Origin of the sequence: Tabrizicola aquatica (assembly GCF_002900975.1) — a bacterium.
Taxonomy (GTDB): Bacteria; Pseudomonadota; Alphaproteobacteria; order Rhodobacterales; family Rhodobacteraceae; genus Tabrizicola; species Tabrizicola aquatica.
Map to the genome: position 1 here is coordinate 12,522 of NZ_PJON01000004.1, position 14,034 is coordinate 26,555.

Here is a 14,034-nt window from a genome sequence, read left to right on the forward strand (position 1 = left end):
GTTTCCCCGGTGATAGACCCGCCGCGACCGATTCCACCAGTCCGGCACGGGTCACGTCCGCGTCACGCCGCCCGGCCCCCAGCCCCCGCGCGCCCGAATCTCGGTCGAGGAGGCGTCGTTCATCGGCAGGTTCACGAAGGCCCAGACCGGGGGCTGACTGCCGCGCAGGTTCTCGCCCCGCTGGATCTGGTGCACCCGGAAGGCCCGCGCCGCCACGCTGGTCCGCGCCCTGACGCCCGAGCCAGGCCGCGCCAGCACTCCCACCGCGACCGAGCGCAGGATGTCGCGCCAGCGGTCCCAGCGATGGAACTGCGCCAGGTTGTCCGCCCCCATCAGCCAGACGAAGGTCACCCCCGGATACAGCGCGCGCAGCCGCGTCACCGTGTCGATCGTCGTGCGGGTGCCCAGACGGGCCTCCAGCGCGGTGATCCTGACCTTGGGATGCTGCATCACGGCCCGCGCCCGCGCCAGTCGCTGTGCCAAGGGCGCGGGCTGGCGCGGCTTCAGCGGATTGCCGGGGGTCACCAGCCACCAGACCTGATCCAGGCACAACCGCTTCAACGCCTCGCGCGTGATCAGCGCATGCCCTTCATGCGCCGGATCGAAGGACCCGCCCAGCAGACCGACGACCATCCCCCTGGTCGCCACCGGAAACCCCTGCCGCATTGGCGCATTCTCCATCCCTTGCGGCCAATTGACCGCAAGCGACCGGCCTTTTCAATGGCTTCCCGACCAAGTCCCGGTCAGCACTTCATGTAATCGCGCAGCACCGCTGTCCAGGCCGCCCTGGGGCGAAAGCCCGGAACCAGGCCGTCACCGCCCTCGCCCAGAAAGGCGCCCATCCCGTGCCGGACCATCCAGGCCGGGTCATGCTGCGGCGGCCCGCCCGCCTTGACAGCCGTGCAGAAGGCCTTGTGCCGCGGGCTGCCCGTCTCGCCGAACTGCTCGAAGGCCGCCTGCAACCTGGCCTGCCCGCCGCGCGGCAAGCTTTCCGTGACCTGCATCGACAGCACATCCTCGGCCTGGTGTGCGCTGATGTCCGCGACCCGCGCGATGTCATAGACCGCGCGCAGTTGCATCAGGATGTAAAGCTCGACCGCCTGGTCCCAGGCCCCCGCCCTGGCACAGGCCTGCACGCCCAGCCCCAGGTCGGGCGGCGACAGCGTCGCTCCCGCCTGCCCCACGGCGATGCAGCCCGGATCGACCGTTGCCGCCAGATTGCCCGCCGCATCCTGGTTGCGCACCTGTGCGCCCGCCCCTCCAGCCGCCAGTCCAGCCGCCGCCGCCAACGCCAACATCCCCCGCATTGCCCCTGTCCTTCTGCCATTGCACCAGGACCAGACGACCCCCACCCGCAGGCGATGCCAAGTCGGGTTCCCCGCACCCTGACCGTTGCAGCCGCACCCCATCGTCGCTACATACGCGCCAACCCCCTAATGGAGCCCGACCCATGGCCAGCTATCAATACGTCTACCACATGGAGAACGTCTCCAAGACCTATCCGGGCGGCAAGACCTGCTTCGAGAACATTCACCTGAACTTCCTGCCCGGCGTGAAGATCGGCGTGGTCGGCGTCAACGGCGCGGGCAAGTCCACGCTGTTGAAGATCATGGCCGGGATGGACAAGGACTTCAAAGGCGAAGCCTGGGCCGCCAAGGGCGCCAAGGTCGGCTATCTGGCGCAAGAGCCGTATCTGGACCCCGCGTTGACCGCCAAGGAAAACGTCATGCTGGGCGTGGCCGAGCAGACCAAGATCCTGGAACGCTACAACGAACTGGCCATGAACTACTCGGACGAGACTGCAGACGAGATGGCCGCCCTGCAGGACCAGATCGACGCCGGCAACCTGTGGGAGCTTGAGGCGACCGTCGGCGTCGCTATGGACGCGCTACGCTGCCCGCCCGACGATTCCGACGTCAGCACTCTTTCGGGCGGCGAACGCCGCCGCATCGCGCTGTGCAAGCTTCTGCTTGAAAAGCCCGACATGCTGCTTCTGGATGAGCCGACCAACCACCTGGACGCGGAATCGATCGCCTGGCTGCAAAAGCACCTGATCGACTACAAGGGCACGATCCTGATCGTCACCCACGACCGCTATTTCCTGGATGACATCACCGGCTGGATCCTGGAACTCGACCGCGGCCGCGGGATTCCCTACGAAGGCAACTATTCCGCCTGGCTGGACCAGAAGGCCAAGCGGATGGCGCAAGAGGCGCGTGAGGACAAAACCAAGCAGAAAGCCCTGGAAAAGGAACTGGAGTGGATCCGCTCTGGCGCCAAGGCTCGTCAGGCCAAGGGCAAGGCCCGCCTCAACCGCTATAACGAGATGGCCGGCCAGACCGTCAGCGAACGCGCCACTACCGCCCAGATCATCATCCCGAACGGCGAACGCCTCGGCAACAAGGTGATCGAGGTCGAGGGCCTGAAGAAGGCGATGGGCGACAAGCTTCTGATCGAGGATCTGTCCTTCACCGTCCCGCCGGGCGCCATCGTCGGCGTCATCGGCCCGAACGGCGCGGGCAAGTCCACGCTTTTCCGCATGATCACCGGCCAGGAAACCCCTGACGCTGGCACGATCAAGCTGGGTGACACGGTGAAGCTGGCCTACGTCGACCAGTCGCGCGACGCGCTGGACCCGAACAAGAACGTCTGGGAGGAAATCTCCGGCGGGGCCGAGGTGATCCACCTGGGCGACATGCAGATGAACTCTCGCGTCTACACGGGGGCGTTCAACTTCAAGGGGACGGACCAGCAGAAGAAGGTCGGCCTCCTGTCGGGCGGTGAGCGCAACCGCGTCCACATGGCCAAGCTGTTGAAGTCGGGCGGCAACGTGCTGCTCCTCGACGAACCGACCAACGACTTGGACGTCGAAACGCTGCAGGCGCTTGAGGCCGCGATCGAAGACTTTGCCGGCTGCGCGATCATCATCAGCCACGACCGCTTCTTCCTGGACCGCCTCTGCACGCACATCCTGGCGTTTGAAGGCGACGCGCATGTGGAGTGGTTCGAGGGCAACTTCGAAGCCTACGAGCAGGACAAGGTCCGCCGCCTGGGACCGGATGCGCTGGAACCGAAGCGCGTGAAGTACAAGCGTTTCGCCCGCTAGACCAACTGGTCGGGTCTGGCCCCCCCAAATGCGATGCGCAGCCCTTGCGCATCGCGGCCCAGCCCTGCCACTGGCGTAGGGTGTGCTTCCAGCGCACCCTCGCTTGCCGCCGTTTCGTCAGGCCCGGAACCATCCCGCCGGTCTAAGCGTTCTTTCGCCGACAGGGCCATCCCGGCCCTCCACAGCGAAAGGCGCAACCCATGTCGCTCGGCACCATTCTCCTTATCATCCTGATCCTGGCCCTGATCGGCGCGCTGCCGACCTGGGGCTATTCCAGCTCCTGGGGCTACGGGCCTTCCGGGATCGTGGGGGTGATCGTCATCATCCTGCTGATCCTGGTCCTGACCGGGCGGGTCTAGCCTGACCGGGCGTGCGCCCCGGCCGGCCTTGCGGGGCCTGGCGGGGCGTCGTCCTGCGGGCGTCAATCCTTTCCAGATCGTTACCGTGCGGCCGCAAGCCCTTGAAAACGCGGAAAGGTCACGTCCCGTCCACCGTGGACAACCAAGGGAACCAGCCCGACTGTCCAAGCGTTGATCCGACAACCAACCATCAAGGAGTCACCCCATGAAAGGCGCACTCGCCTGGCTGATCGGCATCCCGATCCCGATCATCATCATCCTCTACCTGCTCGACGTCTTCTGACGTCCCTCCCCCGGGCGGCCCTGCCGACCCGGGGTCAGTCCAACAGGCCCAGCACCTCATCCGCCAGCCGCGCGACCTCGGCTGCAGCCGTGCCCCGCGCTTCGCTGGCCCCCAGCCCCTGGCCCAGCGTCTCGGCATAGATGACCCGCTGGCCCAGCGCGGCCCCAGCCACCCCGCCGACCTTGCCCGCCGCCTCGGCCACTTCCAGCCCCAGCCGCGTGCCCGCCTTGACCCGGTTCAACACGATCACCGCCCGCCGCCCCTCGCGGCCGATCAGGTCAAAGACCCCATCCGTCGCCCAGAGATCCACCATCGAGGCTGCAACCGGCACCAGCACCAGGTCCGCCTCGCGCAGCGCGGGCCGCAGGTCCGCATCCACCTTCGGCGGCGTATCCACGATCACCACATCGGCCTGCTTCTTCAGCTTTTCGCACTCATAACTGACCCCCCAGGCCGAGGCGGTGGAAAACTCCATCCCCGGATCACCCAGCCGATCGCGCCGCGCCATGAACCAGCGCCCAAGGCTGCCCTGCGGGTCCGTATCCAGAAGCGCCACCTTCATTCCCCGGCGCCGGAACTCCACCGCCAGGTTGACGGCCAGCGTCGTCTTGCCCGACCCACCCTTCTGCTGCGCCACGGTCACGACCTTGCCCATCGCGAATCCCCCTATGCTGCAATGCAGCATATCCTGTTCGGGCAGCGCAGCACAGCCCCACTGCGGAAGGCTTGGAATCACTCGCTTTCTGTGCGATATTTCCCGGGCGACGTTAACTTCTCGACCACTGTCTCCGACCTTCGGCCACAGCAATCGACACTAAGCTGACGGGGCCGGGCCGCCGCACTTCCGCGGGCGGCAGACTAGACAGGAGAACTTCACGATGGCCAAGGGCACCGTGAAATGGTTCAATGAAACCAAAGGCTACGGCTTCATCGCCCCGGAAGGCGGCAAGAAGGACGTGTTCGTCCACATCACCGCGCTGGAGCGTGCCGGCCTGCGCAGCCTGAAAGACGGCCAGCCGGTCACCTTCGACATCGAAGCCGGCCGCGACGGGCGTGAATCCGCCACCAACCTCGCGCTCGCATAAGCGATCCCGGTCGGGGGCGGCGCACCGCCCTCGGCCTTCCACCGCGCAGGTGTTTACATCAGCGTGACGGGCGCGCGGTCGCGCAAGACATGCTCGAATCCGCGGCGAAAGCCGGGCTCGGACACCGGGTCGGGCAGGCAGACGGCCGTGCGCCGCCCCAGGGGATAGGCCGGTTCGTCAAACTCACCACTCACCAGGATCACCCGCATCCGCGCCTCGGCGGCCACCAGCGTGGCAATCGCCCGCTCGGCCGCCGCGATCCCGCCATAGGCATCACAATCCATCACGAACAGGTCAAAGCCCAGCGGATCGTCCAGCACCGCCGCCAGCGCGGCGGCAAGCTCGCCCTTGATTTCGACCAGGCTGCCATAGCCCGCCAGACGCTGCGCACAGTCTCCCTCGGGTCGGTCGGTCAAAAGCATGACCCGCACCCCCAGCACATGCGGAGCGGGGGCCTGTCCGTCGATCCCGGGAAATGTCTGCACCGCGCACCTCCATCACCTTGGTTCTGCGTAGCCTGGCATTGCAGCCAGCATTTGCCGTAAACAAGGAAAGTTACAGGTGAAAATCGGCGAAGGCGCCACATTCCAGCTAAGGTTGCCGGTCTGCCGCTGCCATGCCGCATCACGGTTGCAATCGTCACCTTCCAAACTTCGTTAACGGCTCTGCTTCGCGCTGTTAACCTATTTCACCTCGGAATGCAGCCCATGATGCGCGACACTCCGGACGAATCACCAAAGGATGATCGGATGAACCAGCACACGAACCTTGCCCATTGGGACCTGCGTCAGGACCTGGCCGCCGCCTTCCGCTGGACCGCACGGCTGGGGCTGCACGAAGCGGTGGCCAACCATTTCTCGCTGGCGGTGAACCCCGAAGGCACCCGCTTCCTGATCAATCCGAACGGCCGCCACTTCAGCCGGATCACCGCCTCGTCCCTGGTCGAGATCGACGCGAACGACCCCGCCACCCTCTCGCGCCCCGATGCGCCCGACCCCACCGCATGGGGCCTGCACGGCAGCGTCCATCGCGCCTGCCCGCATGCCGCCTGCGTCATGCATGTCCATTCCATTCACGCGACCGTCCTTGCCAGCCTTGCCGACTCTCGCCTTCCGGCAATCGACCAGAACACCGCTATGTTCCACAACCGCCATGTCATCGACGACCACTACGGCGGCATGGCGTTCGAAGAGGAAGGCGCCCGCTGCGCCCAGCTTCTGGCGGACCCGAAGATCACCACGATGATCATGGGCAACCACGGCGTCCTGGTGATCGGCCGCACTGTGGCCGAGACCTTCAACCGCCTTTACTATTTCGAGCGCGCGGCCGAGACCTACATCCGCGCCCTGCAGACCGGCCGCCCCCTGCGCGTCCTGCCCGAAGCAATCGCCGAGAAAACCGCCCGCGAATGGGAAAGCTACCCCGGCTTTGCCGAGGCCCACCTGCGCGAATTGCGCGCGATCTTGGACGCCGAGGACCCGTCCTACGCCGGATGACGTTTCCGGGACGCCCAGGTCGGTCGGGGGCCAGCGCCGCCGCCCGGCCGGGGGCAGGAAGGCAGCACGCTTGGAAAGGGCCCGCCGATGACCAGACCGAACCTGCTGATCCTGATGGTCGACCAGTTGAACGGGACGCTGTTCCCCGATGGCCCGGCCGATTTCCTGCACGCCCCGAACCTGAAGCGTCTGGCCGCCCGCTCGGCGCGCTTTGCCAATTGCTACACCGCCTCGCCCCTCTGCGCGCCGGCGCGCGCCAGTTTCATGTCGGGCCAGCTTCCCAGCCGGACTAGGGTCTACGACAACGCCGCCGAATTCGCCTCGGACATCCCGACCTACGCGCACCACCTGCGCCGCGCGGGTTATCAGACTGCCCTCAGTGGCAAGATGCATTTCGTCGGTCCCGACCAGTTGCACGGCTTTGAACAGCGCCTGACGACCGACATCTACCCCGCCGATTTCGGCTGGACCCCCGACTATCGCAAACCCGGTGAGCGGATCGACTGGTGGTACCACAACCTCGGCTCGGTCACCGGGGCCGGCGTGGCCGAGATCACCAACCAGTACGAATACGACGACGACGTCGCGTTCCAGGCGGTGCAGAAACTCTACGACCTGTCGCGCGGCCTGGACCCCCGCCCCTGGGCGCTGACGGTCAGCTTCACCCACCCGCACGACCCCTTCGTCGCCCGCCGCAAATACTGGGACCTCTACGAAGGTGCGCCCGAATGCGAGCCACCTGCGGGCCTGGCTTATGAGGATATGGACCCCCATTCCCAGCGCCTGATGGACGCCTGCGACTGGCGCGGGATGGAGATTACCCCAGATCACATCCGCCGCGCGCGACAGGCCTATTTCGCCAATATCAGCTACATCGACGACAAGATCGGTGAAATCCTCGCGGTGCTGGAAGCAACCCGGCAGGAGGCCCACATCGTCTTTCTCTCCGACCACGGCGAGATGCTTGGGGAAAAGGGCCTCTGGTTCAAGATGAACTTCTTCGAAGGCTCCGCCCGCGTGCCCCTGATGATCGCCGCCCCCGACCTGCCCGCCGGTTGCGTGGAAACCCCGGTCTCCTCGATCGACCTTGCCCCGACCCTGGCGGCGCTGGCCGGCATCTCGATGGAGGAGGTCATGCCCTGGACCGAGGGCGTGAACCTGATCCCCGTCGCCAACGGTGCACCGCGCGGCCCCGTGGCGATGGAATATGCCGCCGAAGGCACGATCACCCCGATGGTCGCCCTGCGCGACGGCGCCTGGAAATACATCCGCTGCCCGGCCGACCCCGAACAGCTGTTCGACGTGGCGAATGACCCGGGCGAGACGACGAACCTGGCGCAGGACCCCCGCGCCGCCGAAGTCCTCAGCCACTTCCGCACGCTTGCGGACCAACGCTGGGACCTCGCCGCCTACGACGCTCAGGTCCGCGAAAGCCAGGCCCGCCGCTGGGTGGTGTATGAGGCGTTGCGGAACGGCGCCTATTTCCCCTGGGACCACCAGCCCCTCCGCGCCGCCTCCGAACGCTACATGCGCAACCACATGGACCTGAACATCCTGGAAGACAGCAAACGCTTCCCGCGAGGTGAATAGCACCGGCTGCCAGCAAAGGTGGGCGCATCGCCCACCCTACTCCCGCCCCGGCTTTCATACTGGCCCAAATATCCCCGCCGGAGGCTCCACGCCCGCCCCATGCGCCACACCCGGCGCAATTCTGCGGCAGCGCCGTCCGAGGGGCTCGATGCCCCGAGGACGGCACCTCCCGTCAGCGCGCGTCGGCCAACATCGCCTCTGCGCCCTTCCAGCCCATCAGCATGGCCGGCGCATTGGTGTTCCCCGCGATGATGTTCGGAAACGCACTCGCGTCGATCACCCGCAACCCGCCCACCCCATGCACCCGCAGCCCCGCATCCACCACGGACGTCGCGGCATCCCGGCCCATCCGGCAAGTGCAGCTCGGGTGATAGACCGTGCCCGACCGCGCACGAAAATCGGCGATCAAATCCTCGTCCGTCATCACCTCCGGCCCCGGCCGCAACTCTTCCTTGATCAGCCGCGCCAGCGACGGTTGCGCGGCGATGGTCCGCAGGAACTTTACCGCCGCCAGCATCTCCTCGACATCATTGTTGGTGGAGAACGCATTGGCGGTGATCACCGGATGATCCTCCGGCCGCGCGGTCCGCAGCCGGATATGCCCCCGGCTGGTCGGGCGGCAGTTCGACAGCCCGATCGACATCCCCGACCAGGGGTCCGGGTTGAGGATCGGCCGTTCTCCGTCGCGCGGGATCAGGGTCGAGAACGCCTGGAAATACAGCTGCATGTTCGGCCGATCCATGTCGGCCCGCGTGCGGAAGAATCCGCCGCCATGGTTGATCGACTTGGCCAGCGGCCCGCCGCCACCAAGGAAATATTGCAGCCCCGCCCGCAGCTTGCCCCACCAGGGCCGCAGCTCGTCATTGTAGGTCGGCACCTTCATCGACCAGGTGTAGTTGATGCCCTGATGGTCGCTCAGGTGATCGCCCACATTCGCATTGTCCAGCACCACCGGGATGCCCAGGGACTGCAACAGCCCCCCCGGCCCGATCCCGCTCAGCTGCAACAACTGCGGCGAGTTGATCGCGCCCCCGGCCAGAATGACCTCGGCCCTGGCCCGCAGCACCCGCGTCTCGCCGCCCCGACGATACTCCACCCCCACGGCCCGTCCGCCCTCGATCACCACCCGCGTCACCAGCGCCCCGGTGACAACCGACAGGTTCGCCCGCTTCATCGCCGGCCGCAGAAAGGCCCGCGCGGCCGAGTTCCGGCGCGCGCCCTTGATCGTCATCTGGTAGACGCCCGCCCCTTCCTGCACCGCGCCGTTGAAGTCCGGGTTCTCCCCCAGCCCAGCTTGCCCACAGGCCGCGATATAGGACGGCACCAGCGGATGCAGCCCCGACCGGTTGGCCGAGATGAACAGCGGGCCACCCTTACCGCGGAAGTCGTCCCCGCCCGCCTCGTTGTCCTCCATCGCGCGATAGGCAGACAGGCACTCGTCCCAGCCCCAGCCGGGGTTGTCGCGCCCCCAATCCTCGTAATCCGCGCGATGCCCCCGGATCCAGACCATCGCGTTAATGCTGGACGACCCGCCCAGCACCTTGCCGCGCGGCCAATGGTCCCGCGCCCCGGCCAGACCGGGATCAGGCTCGGTCTTGTACAGCCAGTTCACCGAAGGGTCGTAGAACAGCTTCCCATAGCCCAGCGGCAACTGGACGAAGAACCGCCGGTCCGACCCGCCCGCCTCCAGCACCGTGACCCTGTGCTTGCCCGAAGCGGTCAAACGGTCCGCAAGGACGCAGCCCGCAGACCCCGCGCCCACGATGATGTAATCGGTCTCGTCCATGACAGCCCCCGGCAACCGACCGCGACCCTAGCGGCGGGCAGGCGCTGGAACCGTCCGGTTTACGACACTGAATGTCGCGCTTGGGGTCCGCTCCTCGTGCGACTTCGTCTTCTCGTCGCCCGCGAGGCGCGATCCTTCCACCTGGCCTTACCCTGCGCAGCGGCTCGACCCGCGCGAGGAGTGACGAGGTCATCGACGAGCTTAGCCCTCGACCACGAAAACCGGCTCATATTCCACCGGGAAATTCACCGAGCGGGCGATGAAGCAGACCTCGTGGATGCGGTGATGGATCGCCTCGGCCGCCGCAAGATCCGTCCCCGCCTTCACCCCGACAACCGGCCGAAGGGTCACCTTCACGAACCGCCCCGCACCGCCGCGCCCCACCTCGCCCAGGCCCAGCGGGCTGTCGGCATAGGAGGTCACCACGATGCCCGCATCGCTGGCATAATGCAGATACCACAGCATGTGACAGGCCGAGAGCGCGGACAAGAGCAGGTCCTCCGGGTTCATCTTCGACGGATCGCCACCCAGCAGCGGATCGTTGGAACAATGGACCACCGCCTTCCCCGGAACCGCAATATCCCAGGTCCGGTCATAAGCCTTGTAATGCGCCGTCCCCTCGCCCCGGTTGCCGGTCCATTGGATGCGGGTGGTGTAATCGTGGTTGGGCATCGGTCGCCTCCCTTGCCATGCCGGCAAGCTAGCGCGCCTTGGGCCAGCGAACCAGCCTGGAACGAAATGGAAACATTACCTTGGCAGGACCGCCTTTGCATGGCATGACTGCCGCTTCCCATGCACTCAGGAGACCCGCGATGCCCACCGGACATGTCTTCATCGGCACCAGCCTTGACGGTTTCGTCGCCCGCACAGACGGCAGCCTGGACTGGCTGATCCTTCCCGAACACAAGGACGAGGATCACGGATATGCCGCCTTCATCCAGGATATCGACGCCATCGTGATGGGGCGCGGCAGCTATGAGGCCGTGCTGGCATTCGACGCCTGGCCCTATGACAAGCCGGTTCTGGTCCTCTCACGCCAACTGGCCGGGACCGAACCGCCCGACGCCTTGCGCGGGAAAGTCAGCTTTGCCGACCTCACCCCCAGCGCCGCGATGGAGCATCTGGGCCGCAAGGGAGCCACCCGGGTCTATGTCGATGGCGGGCAGATCGTGCAGGCCTTCCTGCGCGACGGTCTGATCGCCGACATGGTGATTTCCCGCGTGCCCGTCCTGATCGGCGAGGGGCGCAGCCTTTTCGGGCCACTCGCAAGGGACGTGAAGCTTCGGCACGAGCGGACGGTCACCTTCCCCTCCGGCCTTGTCCAATCGCACTACAGCCTGCGCGCCTAGCGACCCTTCCACACCGGGTCGCGCCTTTCGGCGAAGGCCCGCGCACCCTCAAGCTGGTCCTCGGACGAATACAGCCGGTCCACTGTCGGCATCTGCCGCTTGGTGATCCGGTTCAGCGCGTCCTGGAAGCGCAGGTTCTCGGCCTCGCGCACCACTTCCTTGATCGCGGCATAGACCAAGGGCGGCCCGCTCTCCAGCAGCCGCGCCAGATCCCAGGCCTTCGCCAGCAGATCCTCAGGCGCGCAGATTTCCTTGATCAGGCCCCAGCGGAACGCTTCTTGGGCGTCGAACCAGCGGCCCGTCAGCAGAAGGTCCATCGCCACATGATAGGGGATGCGCTTCGGAAGCTTGATGCTGGCGGCATCGGCCACTGTCCCCGACCGGATCTCTGGCAGTGCGAAGGTCGCGTTGGTCGAACACAGGATCAGGTCCGCCGACAGGGCCAGCTCCAGCCCGCCTCCGCAGCAGATGCCTTGCACCGCTGCAATCACCGGCTTGTTCAGGTTCGGCAGTTCCTGCAACCCGCCAAAGCCCCCCACGCCATAGTCGCCATCCACCGCATCGCCATCCGCCGCCGCCTTCAGGTCCCAGCCGGGGCAGAAGAACTTCTCGCCCGCCGAGCGCAGGATGCAGACCCGAAGCGAGTCATCATCGCGGAAGTCCCGGAACACCAGCCCCATGATCCGGCTGGTCTGCAGGTCGATCGCATTGGCCTTGGGCCGGTCCAATGTGACCTCCAGAATCGCCCCCTCGCGCCGGGTCTTGACCGGCCCCTCGGTCCGCATCTCCATCGCCATCATACCCTCCTGACCAGTGCATCCACCGCCACGGCGCCCTGTTCGCGCACCATGACCGGATTGATTTCGATTTCCTCAAGGCTCTCGTCTGCCAGCATCAAGGCGCCCAGCCGAACCGCGATGGCCGCCACCGCGGCCATGTCGGCCTTCGCCCGGCCACGATAGCCGTCCAGCAAAGGCCACAGCCGCAGGCCCCGCGCCGCCTCCAGCACCTGCGCTTCCGTCACCGGCAGGACCAGAGTCACGGTGTCAGCCAGTACCTCGGCCGCCACCCCGCCCATCCCCAGCGTCAGCGTCACGCCATAGACCGGATCGCGGCGCAGGCCGACCAGCACCTCGGCCACCGCGCCCGTCACCATCTCCTCGACCAGATAGCCCGTCGCCCCCGGCATCTCGGCCTGCCCCTCCAGCGTCGAAAGCCCCAGCCGCACCGCCCCAGCCTCGGTCTTGTGGGCGAACCCCAGCCCCTTCAGCGCGAAGGGCGGGGTCAACCCGGCCAGATCCAGCTTGGTAAGGCTCGCCGCCGTGACAGACATCGGCACCGCCACCCCAGCCCCTGCCAGCAGCGCCTTCCCCTCCGCCTCGGACAGCATCCGCGTCTCGCGCGGCGCCCGAGCAGCCACCGGTCCCCACCCATCAAGGCCGGGCGCTGTCTGCGCCGCCTTGATCGCCGCCAGCGCCGTCTCCAGCCCCAGCAGCGCGCAGACCCCTTCCGCCATCATGCCCAGGACCCGCGTCTCGCCGAAGTTCTCTGCCATCGAGGCGACCGGGAAAGCGACCTTCCCTGTCGCCCCTTGCGCGTCGATGATCGCCTGAAAGGCCGGGTCATAACCCGACGGGTCACAGCGATCGGCCCGGGGCGCGTCGATGATGTAGATGCCAGCGTCATAGGCCTCCAGCATCGCGCTGAAGACCTCGGTCGTCTTTGGCCCGTCCCCCCAGATGAAGGTGTGGTAATCCAAAGGGTTCGAGATCGTCGGGATCTCGCCCAGCACCGCGAACAGCCGGTCATGGGTCGCCTGCGGCACCGGCGGGAACTCCAGCCCGAAGGGCGCGGCAAGGTCTGCCACCAGCCCCGCCTCGCCGCCCGAGCAAGACAGCGAACACAGCCGCCGCCCGATCTGCGGCCCGTGGACATGGAAGATCTTCAGCGTCTCGATCAGCTCCGACGGGCTGTTCACCTCCGCCACACCCACCTGCCGCAGAAAGGCGCTTGAGGCGGCCCCTCCACCGGCCAGCGACGCCGTATGCGACGCCGCCGCCGTCCGGGAAAGCTCGGTCTTGCCCGACTTGATTGCGACCACGCCCTTGCCCATCGCCCGCGCCTTCTGCGCAAGCGCGGCAAAGGCCGGCGCATCGTCGATCCCCTCGATGTAAAGCCCCACCGCCGTCACCCGAGGATCATCCAGCAAGGCCCCGGTCAGTTCGGCCAACCCCACCACGGCGGCATTGCCCAGACAGGCGACATAGGCCACCGGCAGCCCCCGCTGCTGCATCCCCATGTTGATGACGATGTTCGACGACTGGCTGACCAGCGCCACGCCGGATGTGACCGGCACACCGCCGTGCTGGTCGGGCCAGAGAAGCGCGCCGTCCAGGTAGTTGATCACGCCATAGCAGTTCGGCCCCAGGATCGGCATGTCGCCCGCCGCCGCCACCAGCTTGTCCTGCAGCTCCGGTTCCCCTGCCTCGGTCCAGCCTGAGGCGAAACAGATCGCACCGCCGGCCCCCATCGCCGCAAGCTCTGCCACCACGTCCAGCGTGGCAAAGCGGTTTACCCCGATGAAGGTGGCATCAGGGGCCTCGGGCAGGTCGGCAAGGCTGGGATAGGCCTTGAGGCCGCCAATCTCGGCCTTGGTCGGATGCACTGGCCAGACCGGCCCCTGGAAACCCATTTTCCGGCATTGTTCGATGACGTTCAGCGCCCAGCCCGCCCCAAGGACGGCTATGTGGCGCGGGCGGAGAAGACGGTCCAGCCGCGTCATTTCCTGTCTCGCCCTGCTGCATATCCACCCGGGGGCGCTTCGCCCCCCGGACCCCCAGAGGATATTTCCAGACAGAAAATGGGAACACCCCGCCCCGGAATCCGAAGCGAGGTGCCATTTCCTGTCGCGGTCATCGGCGTCCCCGCCTGTACCGCCCTGAGAGACTCGCGCATTAACGTTAACGCGCGGTTACCAGAG

Annotated in this window: 14 protein-coding genes; 6 read left to right on the forward strand and 8 right to left on the reverse strand. The window is 66.7% G+C overall.

What is annotated here, in order from left to right:
- Positions 1–51 precede the first annotated feature (51 nt).
- Together CXR42_RS14555 and CXR42_RS14560 are read right to left on the reverse strand one after the other, a co-directional pair.
- Positions 52–666, reverse strand: coding sequence for a nicotinate-nucleotide adenylyltransferase (locus tag CXR42_RS14555; RefSeq protein WP_103258316.1), 615 nt, complete (start codon positions 664–666; stop codon positions 52–54).
- A 77-nt stretch (positions 667–743) separates the two neighbouring features.
- Positions 744–1,307, reverse strand: a complete 564-nt coding sequence (locus tag CXR42_RS14560; protein WP_146038082.1) for a hypothetical protein — start codon at positions 1,305–1,307, stop codon at positions 744–746.
- A gap of 143 nt (positions 1,308–1,450) precedes the next feature.
- Between CXR42_RS14560 and ettA the strand changes: the two genes are divergently transcribed.
- Together ettA and CXR42_RS14570 are read left to right on the forward strand one after the other, a co-directional pair.
- The gene (gene ettA, locus CXR42_RS14565) at positions 1,451–3,106 is read left to right on the forward strand and encodes an energy-dependent translational throttle protein EttA (protein ID WP_103258318.1); all 1,656 of its coding nucleotides are present in this window, start codon (positions 1,451–1,453) and stop codon (positions 3,104–3,106) included.
- 200 nt (positions 3,107–3,306) lie between these two features.
- Positions 3,307–3,465, forward strand: a complete 159-nt coding sequence (locus tag CXR42_RS14570) for a DUF3309 family protein (RefSeq protein WP_103258319.1) — start codon at positions 3,307–3,309, stop codon at positions 3,463–3,465.
- 317 nt (positions 3,466–3,782) lie between these two features.
- Here the strand turns inward: CXR42_RS14570 and parA are convergent, their stop codons facing one another.
- Positions 3,783–4,403, reverse strand: a complete 621-nt coding sequence (parA, locus tag CXR42_RS14575) for a ParA family partition ATPase (protein ID WP_103258320.1) — start codon at positions 4,401–4,403, stop codon at positions 3,783–3,785.
- Positions 4,404–4,626: 223 nt separating this feature from the next.
- Between parA and CXR42_RS14580 the strand changes: the two genes are divergently transcribed.
- Positions 4,627–4,833: a cold-shock protein gene (locus CXR42_RS14580; protein WP_103258321.1), complete on the forward strand. Its 207-nt coding sequence runs from the start codon at positions 4,627–4,629 to the stop codon at positions 4,831–4,833.
- Positions 4,834–4,886: 53 nt separating this feature from the next.
- On the opposite strand, the gene CXR42_RS14585 is transcribed toward CXR42_RS14580, so the two are convergent.
- A complete protein-coding gene (locus CXR42_RS14585) occupies positions 4,887–5,318 on the reverse strand; it encodes a hypothetical protein (protein ID WP_146038083.1) in 432 nt (143 codons plus the stop codon).
- A gap of 264 nt (positions 5,319–5,582) precedes the next feature.
- Here CXR42_RS14585 and CXR42_RS14590 point away from each other — a divergent pair, with 264 nt between their 5' ends.
- Both CXR42_RS14590 and betC read left to right on the forward strand, forming a co-directional pair.
- Positions 5,583–6,329 (forward strand): class II aldolase and adducin N-terminal domain-containing protein, encoded by a 747-nt coding sequence (locus tag CXR42_RS14590; protein WP_103258622.1) that lies wholly within the window; start codon positions 5,583–5,585, stop codon positions 6,327–6,329.
- A gap of 87 nt (positions 6,330–6,416) precedes the next feature.
- Entirely contained in the window at positions 6,417–7,919 is a 1,503-nt protein-coding gene (betC, locus tag CXR42_RS14595; protein ID WP_103258323.1) for a choline-sulfatase, read from the forward strand.
- A gap of 172 nt (positions 7,920–8,091) precedes the next feature.
- Here the strand turns inward: betC and CXR42_RS14600 are convergent, their stop codons facing one another.
- Together CXR42_RS14600 and CXR42_RS14605 are read right to left on the reverse strand one after the other, a co-directional pair.
- Complete coding sequence (locus tag CXR42_RS14600; RefSeq protein WP_103258324.1) at positions 8,092–9,705, reverse strand: GMC family oxidoreductase; 1,614 nt, start codon at positions 9,703–9,705, stop codon at positions 8,092–8,094.
- Between the two features lie 201 nt (positions 9,706–9,906).
- The gene (locus CXR42_RS14605) at positions 9,907–10,377 is read right to left on the reverse strand and encodes an OsmC family protein (RefSeq protein WP_103258325.1); all 471 of its coding nucleotides are present in this window, start codon (positions 10,375–10,377) and stop codon (positions 9,907–9,909) included.
- Between the two features lie 140 nt (positions 10,378–10,517).
- Between CXR42_RS14605 and CXR42_RS14610 the strand changes: the two genes are divergently transcribed.
- Positions 10,518–11,054, forward strand: coding sequence for a dihydrofolate reductase family protein (locus CXR42_RS14610; RefSeq protein ID WP_103258326.1), 537 nt, complete (start codon positions 10,518–10,520; stop codon positions 11,052–11,054).
- On the opposite strand, the gene CXR42_RS14615 is transcribed toward CXR42_RS14610, so the two are convergent.
- Together CXR42_RS14615 and CXR42_RS14620 are read right to left on the reverse strand one after the other, a co-directional pair.
- A complete protein-coding gene (locus CXR42_RS14615) occupies positions 11,051–11,851 on the reverse strand; it encodes a carnitinyl-CoA dehydratase (RefSeq protein WP_245875457.1) in 801 nt (266 codons plus the stop codon). The genes CXR42_RS14610 and CXR42_RS14615 overlap by 4 nt on opposite strands.
- Positions 11,851–13,836 (reverse strand): acetate--CoA ligase family protein, encoded by a 1,986-nt coding sequence (locus CXR42_RS14620; RefSeq protein WP_103258327.1) that lies wholly within the window; start codon positions 13,834–13,836, stop codon positions 11,851–11,853. The genes CXR42_RS14615 and CXR42_RS14620 overlap by 1 nt, the downstream gene beginning before the upstream one ends.
- Positions 13,837–14,034 lie beyond the last annotated feature (198 nt).